Here is a 19,163-nt window from a genome sequence, read left to right as displayed (position 1 = left end):
CGCGTTGATCTCGCACGAGGGATGTCGGGCGCTGATTAAGACTGCAGGGTTGCTGTGATTAGATTCCGGCTTGTGTGTCGAAGGGCTTGGTCCTGATCGAAAAAGTTCCTTCGCCTTCAACGCGTGCGGTCGGAGCTATTGCCATAAAGCTTAGGAGTTGTGCGTGGAGCGCGTTCGTCGGATCTGGGCGCCCCCTAATGAAGCGGTATTCGTAGTCGAAGCTGAGCACCCCTTGGAAAAGGTCATCCGTCGCAAAGCCTGTCGCTTCGGTGAACACGGTAAAATCAAAGCCGAACGGTATCACCACGCCTGGCATCCCAGGCAGGATCCGGGCATCCGCGCCCTGTGCGCCTGTGAAGCAACGCAGGCGAACGATGGAATTCTTTTGCGGACGTAGCGATGGACGAGACAGCGGTGTGCGTCGTCGACGATCACGGCGCTGTGCATCTTGAGACGACGGCGGTGACAGATCCCGATGCGCTGTTTGCAGTGCGGAAGCCGTTTCTGCCGCGCCTGCGCCGCGTCGGCCACGAGGCCGGCTCGCTGTCGCCCTGGCTGCATCCCGAGCTCAAGAAACTCGGCCTGCCTGCCGTCTGCCTGGAGACGCAGCACGTGCGCGCCGCTCTGTCGGCGCAACGCAACAAGACTGACAAGGCCGATGCGCTCGGCATCGCCCATATCATGCGCACCGGCTGGTTTCGGCAGGCCCATATTAAGTCGCAAAGCTGCCACCGGACGAAGCTTCTGTTGACGCATCGCCGCAATCTGAAGGCCAAGTTCCTCGACCTGGAGAACGCCATACGCCATTCACTGAAGGCGTTCGGCATCCGCTTGGGCAAGGTGGGCGAGGAGCTTTCGAGCAGGCGGTGCGCACCGCGGTGGCGGACGATCCACTGTCGTCCGAGCTGATGGACGCCATGCTGTCGGCGCGCGCTGCGCTGTGGAGGCAGTATTGCCGGCTGCACGATCTCGTCGTCAAGATGGTGGCACGCAGCGAACTGTGCCGACGCTTCATGGCAATCCCCGGAGTCGGCCCGGTGACAGCACCTTCGTTCATGACGGCGATCGACGATCCGTCACGCTTTCGCCGCTCACGCGACGTCGCGGCCTACTTCGGGCTGACCTCGCGGCGCTGGCAGTCGGGCACCTCGATGCACGTTCAGGGCCGCATCTCGAAGGCCGGCGACGCGGACGTGCGCCGGTCGCTCTACGAGGCGGCGTCGGGGTTGATGACGCGCTTCAAGGGCAGAGACAAGGTCAAGAGCTGGGGCCAGGCGATCGCCAAACGCTCCTGCCACCGCAAGGCCTGTGTCGCCGTGGCTCGCAAGCTGGCGGTGATCATGCATGCCATGTGGAACGACGGCACGTTCTACGTCGGCGATCCGGCGGCGAGCCGAAACGATGCTGCCCAGCGCGCTCATCTCAAGGATCGGCGGCTGCTCGGAGCGCATCGATGAACGGTGAGACGGCAGTTCAAACGCATGGCGCCGGCACGCTGACGGCGCCATCTGACACAAGGGATCCGCCCCGGCCGATGAGGACCGATGCAGACCAGGAACGACGGAACGCACGTTATCTTATGGGATGGCCCGCCCCTCCGGTTCCGGACAAACTGTCAGTCCGTGTCAGAAGGAGGATAGAAGATGAATATCGCCGTACTCGGAATCGATCTTGGAAAGACGCTCTGCAGCCTGGTCGGCCTTACCGCGAAGGAGCGGTTGTTTTGCGCCGTCGGATGCGCCGGCTATCCCTTGCTGCATTCGTCCAAAGGCAACCGCGCTGCATCATTGGCATGGAGGCGTGCTGCGGCGCTCATCACCTCGCTCGTCAGTTTGCCTCGCTCGGATACGATGTCCGGCTGATGCCGCGGAGTATGTGAAACCGTACGTGAAGTCGCACAAGAACGACGATCGCGATGCCGAGGCAATCGCCGAGGCGGCGACACGACCGACCATGCGCTTCGTACCGGTCAAGTCGGAAGAGCAACTCGATGTGCAGACTTTGCACCGTGCGCGCGAGCGACTGGTCGGCACCCGGACGGCCCTGATCAATCAACTGCGCGGTGTGCTGTTCGATCGCGGCATCGTCATCGCCAAGGGGCGCCCAAAGCTGAACCTGTGGCTGCGCGAGAACCTGCCGAACAACACGACCCTGACCGCCAGGATGCAGCAACTCGTTCACGAGATGGTCGATGAACTGCACGCGCTCGATCATCGGATCAAGCAGCTCGACCAGGAGTTTGAAGCGCTCGCCAAAAGCGATGAACGAGCCCGTCTCCTGCGCAGCGTGCCAGGCATTGGCGCTCTCAACGCAACGGCGCTGGCCGCAGCGGTCGGCGACGTGTCGGCGTTTGCCAAGGGGCGTGACTTCGCTGCCTGGCTGGGGCTTGTTCCACGTCAGATCACGACCGGCGGCAAGCCGCGGCTGGCGGGGATAAGCAAGCGCGGGAGCACCTACATGCGCGTGCTGTTGATCCATGGCGCGCGAGCGGCACTGCCATATCTGGCGCAAATGGACACCCAGCTCGGCGCCTGGCTGCAAGCGCTACTGCAGCGCGCCAAACGCAACGTGGTGGTCGTTGCGCTCGCCAACAAGCTGGCCCGGATCGCCTGGGCCGTGATGTCAAACCAGCGCCCCTATGAAGCCGTGATGGCCTCCAAGGGTAACGAGTTTGGTCGAGCGGGCGCGTCCCGGCAACTGCTCGGCCGCATGAAGTCTGCGGGAGGATGTACACAGAGATGGCCCAACGGTTGATCGGCGTTAGGCAAACCTGTCGGCAGGCAGCGGCCCTTTCGAGGTCGTGTATCTTGTTAGGAGCCGGGCGCGCGAATCTCCATCTTGGCAGGACGCCTGAAGCGTCGAGGCCGGATACATTGATGCAGACCGGTTGTTCCACTCAAAACATTCCGCTTGCAGACGGGGCGGGCCACACATTGCCTGCGGCCGCGCCGATCGACAGACGCCCGGACCGCGCTCGATTGCCTGTGACGATGCTCCGTCGGTCCGATGGAAAAGTGCGCCACGACGGTTCGAGCGCTGCTTTCGTGCAGCCGATTAACCCCGTCGCAGAGCGCGGAAGATTGCACGGCGCATCGGAAATCGACGCCAGAACGCGATATCGTATCATAGAGAATAAATCCGTATATTATCGCACAAAAGGAGAGGAACGACGATGTCGAAAAGATCACCTGAAGCGCAACCGATTAGGATGGCAAGATAAAAGGGTGCACATTGTGCTGCGGTCGGTTGGTTGTTTTTCCTACGATTTTACTCGGTTTCCGCACATTGTGAGTGCTTTATGCAATGTGTGGTTTTACACCAAGTAATTTGGCTTGCTTGGGAATTTGCACGTTGCGAGGCATGTCGATTTAACTCGCGGACTGCGATCGCTCAAGGGTTGTGGATGTCAGCACGACCCAAATGGCACCGCCGCCGCTTGCTCTCCAAATCTCCACAATGGGGCCGATAGCGGTCAGGCCACTCTCGTCCCGATCCAACCGTTCTCGCATTGAAGTTCTGTATTGAAACTGAAGGGCCAACGAGGCACAGGGCGTCAGTCCAATACCATTCCGCAGTTCGGCATCTAGCCCCTGTACCCGCGTTGGCAGAGAGGATTGCCGAGCCTGTCTGTGAGGTTCTAAGAAAATTAATCTCAGAAGATGGCTCCGAGATGATCGATTGCATCAAGTACGAATGTGCCAAATGAGCACCCCACTCGATTTGAATCGTGCAAACTCGTATCAAACGACGAGGATCCATCCCTCGGAGCAAACAGTGTCCGACAAAAACGGACCGTTCTTGACAGGAAGCGCTCGAGCGGTGTTCCGACGCCTGGTGGAGGACGGCCCTTCGACCAGGCCGCAGATCGGAATGGCGCTTGGCCTCTCGCGGCCGACAATGTCGGCTGCGATTGCTGAACTCGAGCGACTCGGCTACGTCGAAATGGTCGGCGCGATCAAGGGGCCACTGGGGCGCAGCGCGGCCCAATACAAAGTCGGGCCTGGTGCCGGGCATGTCATCGCGGTTGATGCAGGTGCGACACATGTGCGGCTTCGTGTCTCCACGCTCGACCGCAGGCAACTGGCGAACCGCATTCTGCGCTATCCTGAGAGCCAGCTGACGATCAACGAAGAGGTCAGCCGCGCCGTCGCATCCGAATTCACTGCCATTCGGGCTTCGACCAAACGAAATTGGGGACCGCTGCGCGCGCTCGGGCTCGCGGTGCCTACGCGTGTCGTGGGCCCGGACGGCGACGTCGAGGCCAGCCGGCAAGACGTCGTGTTTCGTGCATTCAACCCTCCCGCCGGTGTAGCGCTCGTCTTAGAAAACAACGTCAACTGTGCCGCAGTGGCCGAGCAGCATTATGGGGCTGCGCGCGGCATTGCCAACTTTGCCTATGTGCAGATCGGATTGAAGATCGGCATGGGCCTCATCCTGAACGATCAACTGATACGGGGGCGCAATGGCGCCGCAGGGGAGATCGGCCATCTGAGTTTCCCTTTTGCACCGGGCGCGGAGCCGCTGCCGGGCGAGGTCGAGCACTATCTCGGTACCCAGGCCTTCATCTCGCGCGTACAGTCGGACTGGACCACAGCGGCTGGACCGTCTCCGCGAGACACCGAGGAATTGCTCAAGCTTGCCGAAGCGGGCCACCCGGACGCACAGCGTCACGTTGCCCGCCACGCCTCGGATATAGGGGCGCTGGTCGCCGCCTGCGTCAGCGTGGTCGATCCCGGTCTGGTGGTCCTGGGTGGCGGCCTTGGAGCGTCGCCCCTTCTCTTGCCGGAGGTGCGCGAAACGGCGAACCGCCTTTCCTACCCGGTCGAAATCCGCAGCACGCATCTGGCCGCAGACGCGACGGTTCTGGGCATCGAACGCCTAGCCATCGAGACCGCCTTGCCTCTGGTCCTGGGCGAATAGCCAACACGGCCGCTATTTCATTCGCGCTGTCGCAATAAAAGGCTTGACGGCGGCTCTTCCTTTTTTGTTAGTTAAGGTGCCTAACAAAGCAGGGACTGTCCGTTTTGCAGTTGTGAGGCATCAACGGGAGGAAACATTGAGCACGCTGAGCAAATTTCGGTTCGGCCTTGCCGGACTGGCGGCGCTGGCCGCGATCGGAACCGCCGGTGGAGCGGCGGCGGAGGACGTTACGCTTCAGTACTGGGTCTATTCCGACTTTGGGGAAGGCGAGGCACTGGCGCTCCAGCAGGAGTTCATCAAGGAATTCACTGCCAGGCATCCCGGTGTGACAATCAATATCGTCGCCAAGGGCGACGACGATCTGACGGCGGGCCAGGTCGCCGGTGCCGCGAGCGGAAACTTGCCGGATGTGTTCATGAACGCTCAGTCGGTGGGCGCTCAGCTGGTAGAAGTGCATGCCCTGGAGAACATCTATTCGAAATGGATGGCTATGCCCGAGAGCTTCCGGGCTCAATTCGATCGGGATGCGTTGAAGGGCTGCATGCCAAAGCCGGACGAGCTTTACTGCCTTCCTTATACGGGCTTCGGTTCTCTGTTGTTTCGCAACCTGACGGTCTTGGAAAAAGCTGGCGTCGACACGAGCAAGCCTCCGGCTACCTGGGACGAATGGTTCGCCCAGATGAAAAAAGTCAAGGATGCTGGAATGTATGCCATTCCGGACGAAACGCTGGTCTTCAATTCGATCGCCGAAATCTATGCGACTTCAGGTTCAACAGAGAGCTGGGGATTTGACTGGGCGAACAAGAAGACCAAGATAGATCCGGCGATCATGGCCAAGGTCTTGAAGAAATTTGTCGACATGAAGCCGCTCAGCAGCGGAACCAGCCGCAACGACCAGGCTACGAAGGACCTGTTCATCTCGAACCAAATCGCGTTTCATACCGTCGGGCCGTGGGTAAACCCGACTTATGAGCAGGCAGCCAAGGCCAGCGGGCTTAAATACGACTTCACGCTGATTCCTGGTGACGAACCTGGCAAGACCGGCGGCATCCGCAGCTACGAGATGGTCGGCGTCGCACCAGGCCCTCACGCGGACCTAGCTTTTGAATTCGCCGCCTATCTCACGGAGAAGGCGCAGATGGCCCGCTGGGCGAAGCTTCTGTCACGCTATAACGCCAACGCGGCCGCAATGGCCGATCCAGAGGTCGCGGCACTCCCGCTGATCAAAGTTTCGGTCGATGCCGCCCACGGCGCGATGGATGTGGCGGCGCCCTATTTCGTCGGCTCGGTCCCGAGCTGCTACAACTCGGAGGTGATCGACATGGCCTCCGCCACGGCGGACGGCCAGTACACTCCGGAGGAGGGCGCGAAAGAGCTGGTCTCGCAGTTGAACGACTGTCTGGCCCAGTAAAAGCGCCTCACGCGTAAAGCGCCTGCGGCTGGATCGGTCCGGCTGCAGGCTCAAACGGAGCGCCCATGTCCCTTCGCCGCCTCCTGCCGCACTACCTCATGATCGCGCCATTCATGATCCTATTTGCGGTGTTCTTCCTTTATCCGATCCTCAGCGGCCTCTACTACAGTTTTCACGCCTGGAACGGGGTGGCGAAGCCGGAGTATCTCGGCTTCGCCAACTACCAGAAGATCGTACTCTCACGCGATTTCGCAACGGCGATGCGCAACCTCCTGACCTATGTCGCCATCACCGTCCCGCTGGGCGTTTTGGTGGCGCTAGGCCTTGCGCTTCTGGTGGACAGTTTCGTCGGACGCTGGGCCAATTTCTTCCGCAACGCCTTTTTCATGCCGGTGGTGCTGCCAGCGTTCTTGGCCGCCACTATCTGGCGCTGGATCTATGCGCCGAACTTCGGGCTGCTCAACATGATCGTCGGCTGGTTTGGCGGGCAATCAGTCAACTTCCTCAATGACACCAGCACCATGCTTTACGCCCTGATTGCCGTGGATGTTTGGGTATCGGCGGGCTTCAATATGGTCATCATCCTGGCCGGACTAAAGGAAATCCCAGCCGAGCTCTACGAGGCCGCACGCCTCGACGGTGCCAACAAACGCCAACAGATCGTCCACATCACCATTCCGATGCTGAGACCGGTGCTGTTCTTCGTCGTGACCTACGGCCTGATCTCAGCCATGCAGGTCTTCGACAAGCCGTGGCTGCTGACGGGATCGTCCTTCACCAGCTATGGCGGGCGTCGCAACGCGCTGCTCTTTCCGGTGATGGACATGATGGGCCGCGCTTTCGGGGGCGTTCGCTTTGGCGAAGCCGCGGCCTACGGTTTCCTGCTGACCCTCGCCATTGTCTTGGTGACGGCCGCCATGTTCGGTCTGCGCCGCTTGAAGGGGTGGGCATGACCGCTCTGTTCAACCGCCACATCTCGGTCTGGACCGTTTTGAAATGGGCGCTCGCCCTGGTCGTGACTGCCATAGCGCTATTTCCGATCTGGTGGATGATCAATGTGGTCTTTGCCCTGCCGGGCGAGCCGGTATCGATCAATCCGCGCCTGTGGCCGACCTCGATTCCGGCCGGCGTCGAGAAGATAAGGCTGATTTTCACCGAGACGGACTACCTCCACGCCTATTGCATCTCGCTGTTATACGCGCTGCTGACGATTGCGGGCGTGCTGCTTATCGGCTCGTTGGCCGCGTTCGAGTTTGCGTTGTTCGAATTTCCGGGGCGCGGCCTTTTGTTCGGCGTCGTCATGCTGTCGCTTATGGTGCCGACCGCGGTCACAATCATCCCGACCTATCTGCTGACCTCGCAGCTCGGATGGCTGAACACGATGCGGGGTCTGGTGGTACCTGGCCTTGCCTCGGCATTCGGCTTGTTCATGCTTGTGCAGTTCATGCGCGCCGTCCCCAAGGACATGATCGAAGCGGCGCGGCTCGACGGCGCCAGCCATGTTCAGATCTATTGGCACGTCGCGTTGCCCTTGTGCCGCAATGCCCTCGTCACCCTGGCGATCCTCACCTTCATGCAGACCTGGGGAAACTATATGTGGCCCCTGATCGTCGGGACGAAGCCGGAAATTTACACGGTGGGCCAGGTGGTGGGCCTGTTCAACTCGCCACTGTCGCACCAGACGGTCGACATGGTGATGACCGCGAATCTTCTTGCCGCAATCCCGCCGCTGCTCTTCTTCCTGATCTTCCAGCGCAAGATCGTCGAAGGAATCGCGATGTCAGGAACCAAGGGCTGAGCGGAGAACGACCCATGGCATTTTTGGATATCTCCTCGGTCTCGAAGTCGTTCGACGCGCACAGTGTCCTGGAGGACGTGAACCTTTCGATAGAACGCGGGGAGTTCGTGGTTTTCGTGGGGCCTTCGGGCTGTGGAAAGTCGACGCTTCTGCGCATGATCTCCGGGCTGGAGACGGTGACATCCGGCACGATCTCGATCGAAGGCGAGATCATCAACGATGTGGAGCCCGCGCAGCGCGGCGCGGCGATGGTGTTCCAGTCCTATGCGCTCTACCCGCATATGACGGTCTTCCAGAATATTTCGTTCGGTTTGCGCATGGCCCATCGACCGCGCGACGAGATCGCAGCGAAGGTACGCCGTGCGGCGGCGATTCTGCGCCTGGACACGCTTCTGGAGCGCAAGCCTGCGCAGCTGTCGGGCGGCCAGAAGCAGCGCGTCGCCATCGGCCGCGCTATCGTCCGCGAACCGCGGGTGTTCCTGTTCGATGAACCGCTGTCCAACCTCGACGCCGAATTGCGCGTGCAGATGCGCGCGGAACTGATGGATCTGCACAAGCGCCTCGGCACGACGATGATCTATGTCACGCACGATCAGGTGGAGGCCATGACGCTGGCCGACAGGATGGTGGTGATGAATGGCGGCCGAGTCCAGCAGGCGGGCAAGCCGCTTGACCTCTATGACGACCCGGACAACCGGTTCGTCGCTGGTTTCATCGGCTCGCCCAAAATGAACTTTCTGCCCGCCCGCGTTGTCGACGCGGCACCCGGCAGCTTGCGCCTTGCCGTTACCAACTCGATTGAGGTGATTCTTCCCCTTTCGGTGCCTGAGCTCGCGGGCCGGGTCGAACTGGGCTTGCGCCCCGAGCATTTCTTGGCCGTGCCTGAGCGCGCCGATGAAGGCGGTCTTGAGCTGGAAGGCAAGGTCAAGCTGGTCGAGGAAGTCGGTTCGGAGAGCTACGTCCACATGGACTTGGGCGATGGAACCCCGGTGGTCGTGCGGGCTGCACGGGGCAGCGCGTCGATCAACGGAACCTTGCGGGCCAAAGCCGACCTTCGTCATGCACTTGTCTTCACGTCGGACGGCCGACGCATTCGGGGTGGGAATGGATCTCGCGGATGAACCGGTCCAAGGATGAGACTGCCGTGATCGTCGGAATCGATATTGGGGGCACCAAGACCCATCTGCGGGTCAAATCCACGGCAGGCGGCGCGGCACGCGACATGGTGCTGCCGACCGGCGACTGGCGGGTGCGCAACTGGGATCGCGATGCCGAGCGGCTACTGGATTTGGCGGCGGGTCTGGCCGAGGGCACTCCGCTTGGCGCGATAGGCATTGGCGCCCATGGCTGCGACGACGCGGCGGAATGCCAGGCGTTTCATGCAGCCTTGTCGACGCGCACCAACACCCCGGTCGCAGTGGTCAACGACGCCGAGCTGATGCCCCTTGCGCTCGGCCTCACCGGGCAGATCGGCGTGGTGGCTGGCACAGGTTCGATCGCGGTTTGTCGGCCCGCGCCCGATCGCATGTTGGTTGCCGGAGGGTGGGGCTGGATCGTCGGTGATGAGGGCAGCGCCGCCGGTCTTGTGCGGGAGGCCGTGCGCGCCGTTGCACACCATTTCGATGCTGGCGGCGGCCGCGGTGAGCCTCTGGTCGAGGCAATTTTCGACGCGTTGCGGGTTCCTTCGCTTCCGCGTCTGGGCAGCTCTCTGTCGGAAATGCGGTCGGCGACGGCAGTGGGAAGCCATGCCGCAGTAATCTTCCAGGCGGCGGAAGCGGGATCGGCCCTTGCCGCGGGCGTCATCCGCGAAGGTGGGCGGGCTCTCGCTCATATGGCCGCGCTACTGGATGTTCGCGGCGCGGGTGCCGTTCATGCGGTGGCCGGAGGTAGCGTTATCGCGGGGCAGCCCCTGTTGTGGAATGCCTTCGCGGAAGGATTGGCCGAGGCTTCCGCAGGGCGCATAGCGCCGCATCTGTTCACCGGGCAACCCGTCGAGGGCGCCTGTCGTCTCGCCAGCTGCCTGATCGAGATACCTTCCGCGCGCGGAATAGCCTCCGCACCGGTATTTTTGTGACCAAGAAAGGAAAAACTGTGAGTTATCGTTCCACCATCGCTCGCCAGCCCGAAGCCCTTGCCGATACTTATGCCGCCGTGCGCGACGAGCTAGCAGAGATAGACATGTCGTCCTTGGATCGGACGGTCATCGGCGTGACCGGCATAGGCGCAAGCTATGCTGCGGCCGTCGTCGTGGCAGCCGAGCTTCAGACACGCAACCGACGCGCATTCGCGATTCGCTCGGTGGACATGGCCAAAGGCAACGACCTTTGTGATGCGTTGATCGGCCTGTCCCATCGTGGCCGCAGCGTCGAGACGGTCGCCGCGCTGGAAAAGCTGCCAGGGGCCCGCCGCCTGGCCATCACCAACAATCCCGAGAGTCCCCTGGCGCGCGCAGCGAACCTGCATTTACGGCTGGCGAACGGCTCTGATGCCACACCATCGAGCACCGGCTACACCGCCACGTTGCTGGCCGCTGGTATGGCAGTGCAGAAACTCATGGGCGTGCGTGATGACGCCTTCGCTGAGATTCCGTCCCTTGTCGGCCAGCTTTTGAGCGCCGCGGCCGCGAAGATGGATCGACTGGGGAAGCTGTTGTCTGCCCGTCGCGCCATTGACTGCGTCGGCGCCGGTGCCTCGCTCGGCACGGCCGATGAGGCTTCGCTTTTGATTCGCGAGGCATCGCGGATCCCAGCCTCGGCCTACGATACCCGCCACTACCTGCATGGACCGATGGAGTCGATGGACGAGACCACTGCGGTGGTTCTGTTTGGTGGGGGGCGCGAGGTCGAATTGGCGCAATATCTGGAAAGCATCGGCTGCCCCGCGCTTCTCGTCACGACGGCAGAGGGAATCGATGACGGCAGGCTTTTGACGGTCATCAAGGTGCCGCGATGCGACAATCTGATAGCGCAGGCGATCGTGGATATCATCATCGCCCAACTTCTTGCAGCAACGCTTTCGGATGCGGCCGGACTCACGGACACCAAGTTTCGCTATCGCATGTCCGACACCAAGGTGCCTGAAGCGGCTTGACTCTCGTTAATTCACGAGATCGAGGCACCCACTGTTTTTTGCCTTCGCCCGAAAGGGCGGGGCAAGCATCAAAGGAACCACAGCCAGTCTAGTGCAAGGCGCAGCGACCGATGCTGAGCGCAATCCGGTCGCCTACGGGTGAGCCACCGGAATGTCGGCAAGGGTCATCAACACATTGGAAGCAAGCCGTGGAGATCCGGACCGCGGCTTGATCGTCGTCGCAGCCGCGATCATAGTGCCGCCTCGATGGCGTGACTGGGGCCGCTTGCCGACAGTCCGGTTTTGGCCGAGGAATCCGGTAAAGCGGTCATTCGACTGACGACCCCATTGCGGTCGTTCCAAGGTCATCGACGGTTTCGCGAAAGCCGCCGTTCCCGATACGCCCGACTGTCGGCGTAATCGGGTGACCGGCCACAACTATTTGCCGTCAAGTGACCACACCCTCAGTTCGCCTCCCTGCCTTCTCGATGGCGTGAGCGGCGACGAGAGCCTGACGCTGTGCTTCCATGTCCGCCGACAGCTTGCGCCCTTCAGCGAGTTGCTCCTCAGGCATGTCGGCATCCATAATTTTGCCGAGCTCGGCTTCAACCTGCCTACCGACGCCTTCGAACGAGAAATCGTTCTGGTAAGCGCGCTGCATAACCCAGTTCACCAGTTTTGCAGTGTCCTGTCCGATTTCCTTTCCGCTAAAGACGCGCTTGAAGCACCACAGAACGACATCGACCACCTGCAGACCTGCACTCTCCTCTTCAGTGGCCGTCCGGAACGTGCTCCCGGTCACCTTCTGGACCATCAACGGCTTGCTTTCGCCTGGCCATAAAAGTCCCTCTGTATTCGCAAGCTCGGGCTTGGAGACGGTCGCATGCCAGGTCGCAAACACCTCTTCGACCTCAGCCTGCTTGTCGTGGACGATCTCGCGAACAGGCCGCTTCCAACGCTCCGACGCATTCTGCAGACCCTCCAGCAGGCTCGTGAACGCTACGAAATTCGGCGAATGCTGATACCGCCGAGCCTTCTCTGACATACGGGTCGAGAACTCCTCCGGATTGGCGATCGCCCACTCAAGCGCGTCAGTGATGATCTCGCGGCTGCGGGCATCAGGTACGAACTGAACATTATCCAGCATAGCTTCTGCGCCCTGAACGAAGTGCTTCTTCGAGGTAAACTCACTTTTGGCCGTCACGCAGTCCCAAACGATCGACGCGATTTCCGGCGTAATGACGAAGCTCGCCATCTTGAACGTAAGCAGAAGGCGCAGATGGCGGAGCCAGTAAGCCGACCACGGCACCGCCTTGTTCTCACCCTGATCGAAATAGACGTCGATCACCTTGCAGGCGGCGAGGTACTTCTTCTCGACGCGGGAGACGAAGAAGCGGCAGTCCGTCTTTTTCAGGAGCTTCAGGAGGTCGGGCGCGATCTGTTCGATCTTGGCTACACCGAGGACGTTCGCATGCAAGGCGTTCGTACCAACCTTCTTGGCAATGGCAGCGATGCTCGCCTTCGCAAGAGATCGAAATTTGTCTTCGTCATGAAGGCTGCGGTGATAAACAACGGCTGCTCTTCGTCGAAGAGGTTATTCAGCGTGTTGCCTGTCTCATCTACGTACGCCCACATTCCTTTTCTCCAGTCAGAGGGGCACGGCTTGTAGCATAACATGAGGCAGATTCACCAACTCTTTTCATGATACACTTCCGTACATCGCCCATGTACCGCAAGCGACCACCGTCGGTTGTGCAAAACGAGGCGCGCTTGCCATTCTGTGGCGCAGTGCGTGCGCATTGGCTTGGCGCCGCAGAACATCTGTTTCTGGCGCGATTAGGATTGCTTGTACGGCCGATAGGGCTGTTGCCGTCGATGTACGACGGTCACCTGAATGGCCGCTTCCCAATACTGATGGCCAAAAGCGGTCGGTCAGCAATCCACCCCGGGACAGCCAGAACAAGAACGTATCCGGGAGGCTGAAGCGGTCATCCGTGGTGCATCGGGTGACCGCCCAAATGTCAGATTTCAGTTCGCTCTGCTAAGAGCAGTGCGTCTTCCACATCTACGCCAAGGTACCGAACGGTGTTCTCGAGCTTGGAATGCCCAAGCAGGATTTGGATGGCTCGAAGATTTCCTGTCGCCTTGTAGATCATAGATGCCTTCGTGCGACGCAGTGAGTGGGTGCCATACTCCTCTGGACGCAGACCGATCGCCGTCACCCACTCGTCAACCAAGCGGGCATACTGCCTCGTGCTCATGTGGCGGGCGTGATTGATCCGGCTCGGGAATGCATAGTCGTCGATCTTGCCGCCACGCCTTTCAAGCCAAGCCAGAAGGCTGGCTCGCACGTCGCCGGTAATCTCGAACTGGACTGGACGGCCCGTCTTTTGCTGAACTACTATCGCGCGGGTCCTAATTTCCGGCCCCGCGACCAGATCACGAATCCTGATCTTGACCAGGTCGCAGCCGCGAAGCTTGCTGTCGATCGCAAGATCGAACAGCGCACGGTCACGAATGCGGCGCTCGCGATCGAGGAAGAAGCGGACGGCCCAGATCTGTTTCTGCGTGAGCGGACGCTTGGTTCCCACCTTCTTTCCAGTATTCCAAGCTGCGCGCTCGCGGCTAGCATCATCGAACTGAGAATGGCCCATTTGAGTTCTCCTCGGCCTTGATTGGCCGAAGGAGAAACGGTGCGGGTCACCGCTCTGGGGCCGGAGAACGAACCCGCTGCGCGGGAGGGCGCCTACGCTTGAGGTAGCGGTTACGGGCCGGGCGTCGCGCTCGCATTGAGCGTCGTCCGGCAGCGGCAGAGCATGACGGGCTTCTTCAACAAGGAGCCTGACCATGACCCACCCCGCTCTCGATGCACCGATCAGCCCACTGCGCCAGCGGCTGATCGACGACATGAACATGCGGCGTTTCTCGCGGGAGAAGCAGCGCAACATCGGACGCCCGGCGACATTCCTCGGGCGTTCACCGGGCACGGCGACGCCGACGACCTGCGCCGGTTCCAGATCGAGCAGCAGGAGGATGGCGTCCCCGTGCCGACGATGAACAGCATTGTGTCGGCGCTACGCTTCTTCTTCACCCAGACGCTCGACCGCCCAGACCTGGCGCGCAGGCTCGTCCGGCTTGCGCATCCGCGTAACCTGCCCGTGGTGCTGAGCCGCGATGAGGTTGCCCGGCTGCTCAACGCCACCACCTGCCTCAAGCACCAGGCGGCGCTCTCGGTCGCCTATGGCGCCGGCCTACGTGTAGCGGAGGTGTCGATGCTGAAGGTCGCCGACGTCGACAGCGAGCGCATGCTGCTGCGCGTCGAGCGCGGCAAGGGCGGGCGGTATCGCAACGCCATGCTGTCGGAGGATCTGCTCACGCTTCTGCATGAGTGGTGGAAGGTTGGGCGGCAGCAGGGCGTGACGCACCGCGACGGCTGGCTGTTCCCGGGGCAGCACGCGATGAAGCCGATCAGCACGCGTCAGCCCTATCGCATCGTCGTCGAGGCGGCACATGCCGCCGACATGGCCAAGCGGGTCGGGCCGCACACGCTGCGCCACAGCTTCGCCACCCACCTGCTGGAGGACGGCACCGACATCCGTATCATTCAGGTCCTGCTCGGGCACGCCAAGCTTAACAACACCGCCCTCTACGCTAAGGTCGCGACCCGGACGGTGCGCACGGTCACGAGCCCGCTTGACAAGCTTGGGCTGTTCAAACCGGGAGAGACCTCGCCCGATGGCTGAGCCGTGCGCAACCTCGATCATGCGTCCGCCGCAGCAAGGGCACGGCGGGCGGAAGTTGCGAAGCTCTTTCGGGATGGCGACTATCCTGTGCTGCGTGGGACCGCCCTCCTGCTCGATGATCAGACGGCCTATCTCTGGACGACGGGCTACGTACCGCAGCTCGACACCTATATCGGGCCGGAAACACCCAATCCGCTGCACATCACAGTGATGCGCAACAAGAACGAGAAGTCCGAGATCCGCGCGGTCTTGGGAGACATTATGGGTCTCACCAAGATCAACTACAACTCGTGCAACTTCAATGATGGCCTGCCCGTCACCGTGCGATTCGCACGGATTGTTGGAGACGTCCTCACGATGGGCTCGGCGAAGGGAGAGGAACGCCAACCGTTCAAGTTCTACGTGTGAGTTCGAATTCCCACGTGTGAGTTCGAACGTTCTTCACGTGGCGCCGAAGTACGAGCCGTGAAAAGGCACCAAAACTCCGCCGGTACGCTTCAGCGGCCCAAAGGAAAGAGGAGTTGCTGCCGACTCGGCCTGTGTCGTTGTCGGCCGGCGATGTCCGCTTCCTGGCTTCTGCCCGTTGGTCGGAAATGGCCGACATTCAGTCGGCAATTTGTCGGTCCACCCGACACCTTGGTCTCATCGACAGCGGCAGCTCTCCAGCGGACTATGACTGCCGCAATTGAAGCGGATTGCTAAACAAGGAGAAGATCATGAGTCTCATCGATAAGGCTCTAGAGGCCAATGAGCGGTATGCTCAGGGGTATGATTCAAAGCTGGGGGCGCACCCTCGGCCCAAGATTGCCGTCGTAACCTGCATGGATCCGCGGCTCTCTGATCTAGAGGGAATCTTAGGTTTGAACAATGCCGACATGGACGTAATTCGCACTGGCGGTCCGGCTGTAACAGATGATGTGATGGGGGAACTTATTGTGTCCACCCGGGTACTGGGCTCAGCAGAGATTATGCTGCTCAACCACACGGGCTGTGGATTCACGAGCTTTACAGACGAGGATTTGAACACAAAGTTCAGCGCGCAGACTGGCGACGCAACGCCGGCCCCTATGCGATTCTTCTCATATAAAGATCCTGAAAACCACACGAAAGAGCAAATAACGAAAATTAGGTCGCACCCATGGATTGCTAAAGACGTTCCCGTGCGCGGCTTTATTTTTGATGTCGACACCGGTGGTTTGACGGAAGTGACGGTGGAAAGCGAGGAGTTGTCAGAGCGGAAATGAATATATTCGCCAGCGGTGGTGGAGAGGGCCCATCCCGTCCGAGTGTGGAGTAAATGGTGCCGCAGGTCGCGGCTAGTGTGGATTTGACTTGCGCCGCATCCCCGCCGTCCGATCCGTTCAAGCGCCGCGTGAGAGCGGTCGTTGGTGAGCCGGGCCCGCGGAGGAAGCAGTAGTCTTGCGCTCTGCTAACTCTGCCGTGCCGGTTGGGCCATACCGTGTTCGAGCACCTCGGGTCCAGCGACCGACGGTCGTGCGACGAGTGCCACCAATGTAATTTGATTTGGTCTGCTCAAGGCGGGAGCTTCCTGAAGTTGCCTAGCGCTGCTGGCGGGTGTACCGAATTGGCCGGTCATGCCGGGGTCGGCATTTGTGGCGACTGCCGCCCAGGAGCAGCCTGGAATCCTACGCGGCCGAAGGCTTCGACGGGAGACAGGCGGCCAAATGGAAATGGACATACCTCAACTTACGGCGGAGCTCGCTCGCGCTAACGAAGCACTCCATCGCGAAGTGGCCAAGCGACGGTTTGCGGAGGACGCGCTTCGGGCCAGTGAAAGTGAGCTGCGCCTGACGCTCGACACCCTTCCAGCGGGCATTATCGTAGTCTCTCCAGAGACCGGAATCACGGACGCAAACAAACGGCTTCTGGGATATCTCGGGCGCACGCTTGAGATACTGAAGCAATGGACGACGACCGATATGGTCCATCCCGACGACTTCGGTGGGACGTTGAAGTACTTCCGAACGTTCATGACCCTGGATCGAGAAAGCCGGTTCGAAACTCGGATACGACGGTTCGATGGCGTCTATCGATGGTTCCAGGTCCGCAACAATCCGTTGCGAGACGCCGATGGCCGCATCCTCCGCTGGTATGGGGTGCTGACCGACATCGATGATCAGAAAAAGGCGGAGCTAGCGCTGCGCGAAAGCGAGGGTCAACTCCGGCTAGTGGTGAACACCACCCCCGGCCTGATCGCCACCTTCGCGCCGAGCGGTGCCGCCGAAGACGTCAATGCTCAGTTCCTTGAATATCTCGGCCAGACGCTCGAGGAATTTTCGAATTGGCCGACGAACGGCACGGTCCATCCCGCCGATGTCGAACACCACGTCGAAGTCCTGAGGGGATCTTTCCATTCAGGACGTCCGATCGACACGGAAACGCGACTGCGGCGCTTCGACGGGGCGTATCGCTGGTTCCAGGTCCGTGGTCTCCCAGCCAAAGATGCCGATGGACGCATCATCCGCTGGTACTGCCTGATGAATGACATCGACGATCGCAAGCATGCTGAGCAAGCCCTCGCGGCCAGCGAGCGCAACCTGCAAGTCACCGTCGATGCCATCCCGGCATTGGCCTGGTCAGCACATCCAGACGGCGCGGCCGACTTCTTCAATCAGCACTATCTCGACTATGTTGGGCGATCGCTCGACGACTTAGCGGACTGGGGCTGGACGTCGGGAGTGCATCCAGAGGATTTGCAGCGATTGGGTGCCGCATGGGAGAAAGCCCGGGAGACCGGCTCGAGCGCCGAGTGCGAGACGCGGCTATGCGGTGCCGACGCCAAATACAGGTGGTTCATCTTCCGAGCGAGCCCACTACGCGACGAAACCGGAGCCGTCGTCAGGTGGTACGGCATCAATACTGACATCGAGGATCGCAAACGCGCCGAAGACGAGTTGGTGAAAAGCGAAGCCTCGCTCGCGCATGCGCAGCGCGTGAGCTCCACCGGAAGTTTCGTGTGGATCTTAGCGACAAGGGAGATCACGTTCTTTTCGGAAGAACTCTACCGGATTTTCGAGCTCGATTCGAGCGTGCCGATTACGGTTGAGCAGATCGCCACCCGGGTCCATCCCGACGACATCCCGCTGCTGACGACTAAGCTTGCAGAGGCGCAGGCCGGTATTGTGGATCACGATTACGACATTCGACTCCGCATGCCCGACGGCCGCGTCAAATACCTGCGCACAGAATCGCGCCCGGACACTCAAGTTGACGGGCAGAAGATCTTCGTTGGCACCATGCAGGACATTACAGAGCGGAGATTGGCCGAGGAGGCTGTCAACGAGCTGCGCACAGAATTGGCGTACGTCTCGAGGGTCAGCACCCTTGGGGCGATGACGGCGTCGATCGCTCATGAAGTTAACCAGCCGCTTTCGGGTATCATTACTAACGCCAGCACCGGACTGCGCATGCTCGCGTCCAATCCGCCAGACATCGAGGGCGCGCGCGAAACCGCGCGGCGCACAATTCGCGATGGCAATCGCGCCGCCGAAGTCGTCAGCAAGCTGCGCGCCTTGTTCAGCAAAAAAAGTGAGACCACCGAGTCAGTCGACCTCAACGAGGCTGTGCGAGATTTGCTCGCCCTGACGACCATAGAGTTGCGGCGAGGACGGGTGGACCTCGAGGTTGATCTCGCGCCTGACCTGCCGAAGATCGTTGGCGACCGTGTGCAGCTTCAGCAGGTCGTGTTGAACCTTCTTCTTAACGCGGCTGATGCTGTGAGCGAGATCGAGGATCTACCGAGGCGCGTCACACTCAGCACGGGAATGGACGAAGACGGTCAAGTGAAACTGACGGTAAAGGACAACGGCGTAGGTATCGACCCGGAGAGTATCAATAGACTCTTTGACGCGTTCTATACGACCAAGCCGACCGGCATGGGCATCGGTCTATCTGTCAGTCGGTCAATCATCGAGCATCACCGCGGCCGCATCTGGGCAAGCCGAAACGCCGACACTGGGGCGAGCTTCTCGTTCGCGATCCCGCAGCCTGCGGTGCAGGTTGTTCCAACCGAGCCCGCGGGGCACACGCCACAAGGTGCGAAGGCATCCCACGAAGGAAGCCCCAATGCCTAAGCGCCCCCTCGTGACAATCATCGACGATGACGAGTCTGTGCGCGAGTCTTTGCCTGATCTGCTGAAAGTGCTCGGTTACCCCGTTCAGGCCTTTCCCTCCGCACAGGCATTTCTCCGCTCGAAAGACC

13 protein-coding genes and 3 pseudogenes are annotated in these 19,163 nt (G+C 60.8%); 13 read left to right on the top strand and 3 right to left on the bottom strand.

All coding sequences use genetic code 11. From position 1 onward, the window contains the following. Window positions 1-58 precede the first annotated feature (58 nt). The gene (locus LB535_RS22505; protein ID WP_224633714.1) at window positions 59-307 is read right to left on the bottom strand and encodes a hypothetical protein; all 249 of its coding nucleotides are present in this window, start codon (window positions 305-307) and stop codon (window positions 59-61) included. Between the two features lie 67 nt (window positions 308-374). On the opposite strand from LB535_RS22505, the pseudogene LB535_RS22500 reads away from it, so the two are divergent. The 9 genes and pseudogenes from LB535_RS22500 (at window position 375) to LB535_RS22460 (ending at window position 11,219) form a co-directional block, all read left to right on the top strand. Next, window positions 375-1,457, top strand: a pseudogene (locus LB535_RS22500) (IS110 family transposase). A gap of 186 nt (window positions 1,458-1,643) precedes the next feature. Then, window positions 1,644-2,646, top strand: a pseudogene (locus LB535_RS22495) (IS110 family transposase); the annotation flags it as partial. A gap of 1,128 nt (window positions 2,647-3,774) precedes the next feature. Continuing rightward, a complete protein-coding gene (locus LB535_RS22490) occupies window positions 3,775-4,920 on the top strand; it encodes an ROK family transcriptional regulator (protein ID WP_224611180.1) in 1,146 nt (381 codons plus the stop codon). 136 nt (window positions 4,921-5,056) lie between these two features. Further along, a complete protein-coding gene (locus LB535_RS22485; protein ID WP_224530424.1) occupies window positions 5,057-6,331 on the top strand; it encodes an ABC transporter substrate-binding protein in 1,275 nt (424 codons plus the stop codon). 65 nt (window positions 6,332-6,396) lie between these two features. Continuing rightward, a complete protein-coding gene (locus tag LB535_RS22480; RefSeq protein ID WP_224530427.1) occupies window positions 6,397-7,284 on the top strand; it encodes a carbohydrate ABC transporter permease in 888 nt (295 codons plus the stop codon). Next, entirely contained in the window at window positions 7,281-8,129 is an 849-nt protein-coding gene (locus tag LB535_RS22475; protein WP_224530431.1) for a carbohydrate ABC transporter permease, read from the top strand. Before LB535_RS22480 ends, LB535_RS22475 begins: the two co-directional genes overlap by 4 nt. 14 nt (window positions 8,130-8,143) lie before the next feature. Beyond that, the gene (locus tag LB535_RS22470) at window positions 8,144-9,250 is read left to right on the top strand and encodes an ABC transporter ATP-binding protein (RefSeq protein ID WP_224530434.1); all 1,107 of its coding nucleotides are present in this window, start codon (window positions 8,144-8,146) and stop codon (window positions 9,248-9,250) included. Beyond that, window positions 9,247-10,203 carry an N-acetylglucosamine kinase gene (locus LB535_RS22465; RefSeq protein ID WP_224611181.1) on the top strand — a complete coding sequence of 319 codons (957 nt, stop codon included), beginning with the start codon at window positions 9,247-9,249 and terminating at the stop codon, window positions 10,201-10,203. The genes LB535_RS22470 and LB535_RS22465 overlap by 4 nt, the downstream gene beginning before the upstream one ends. A gap of 17 nt (window positions 10,204-10,220) precedes the next feature. Further along, window positions 10,221-11,219 (top strand): SIS domain-containing protein, encoded by a 999-nt coding sequence (locus LB535_RS22460; protein WP_224611182.1) that lies wholly within the window; start codon window positions 10,221-10,223, stop codon window positions 11,217-11,219. Between the two features lie 427 nt (window positions 11,220-11,646). Here the strand turns inward: LB535_RS22460 and LB535_RS22455 are convergent, their stop codons facing one another. Both LB535_RS22455 and LB535_RS22450 read right to left on the bottom strand, forming a co-directional pair. After that, window positions 11,647-12,675 carry a hypothetical protein gene (locus LB535_RS22455; RefSeq protein WP_224633713.1) on the bottom strand — a complete coding sequence of 343 codons (1,029 nt, stop codon included), beginning with the start codon at window positions 12,673-12,675 and terminating at the stop codon, window positions 11,647-11,649. 544 nt (window positions 12,676-13,219) lie between these two features. Next, complete coding sequence (locus LB535_RS22450) at window positions 13,220-13,852, bottom strand: tyrosine-type recombinase/integrase (RefSeq protein WP_224611184.1); 633 nt, start codon at window positions 13,850-13,852, stop codon at window positions 13,220-13,222. A 193-nt stretch (window positions 13,853-14,045) separates the two neighbouring features. Between LB535_RS22450 and LB535_RS22445 the strand changes: the two are divergent. The 4 genes and pseudogenes from LB535_RS22445 (at window position 14,046) to LB535_RS22430 (ending at window position 19,035) form a co-directional block, all read left to right on the top strand. Further along, window positions 14,046-14,941: pseudogene (locus tag LB535_RS22445) on the top strand (tyrosine-type recombinase/integrase). Between the two features lie 3 nt (window positions 14,942-14,944). Then, window positions 14,945-15,349, top strand: a complete 405-nt coding sequence (locus LB535_RS22440) for a hypothetical protein (RefSeq protein ID WP_224633712.1) — start codon at window positions 14,945-14,947, stop codon at window positions 15,347-15,349. A gap of 308 nt (window positions 15,350-15,657) precedes the next feature. Further along, window positions 15,658-16,185: a beta-class carbonic anhydrase gene (locus LB535_RS22435; protein ID WP_224530453.1), complete on the top strand. Its 528-nt coding sequence runs from the start codon at window positions 15,658-15,660 to the stop codon at window positions 16,183-16,185. 441 nt (window positions 16,186-16,626) lie between these two features. Then, window positions 16,627-19,035 (top strand): PAS domain-containing protein, encoded by a 2,409-nt coding sequence (locus tag LB535_RS22430; RefSeq protein ID WP_224611186.1) that lies wholly within the window; start codon window positions 16,627-16,629, stop codon window positions 19,033-19,035. Window positions 19,036-19,163: the final 128 nt, after the last annotated feature.

Source organism: Mesorhizobium sp. CA10, assembly GCF_020165285.1.
Lineage (GTDB): Bacteria > Pseudomonadota > Alphaproteobacteria > Rhizobiales > Rhizobiaceae > Mesorhizobium.
This window is presented reverse-complemented; position numbering and strand designations above follow the sequence as displayed.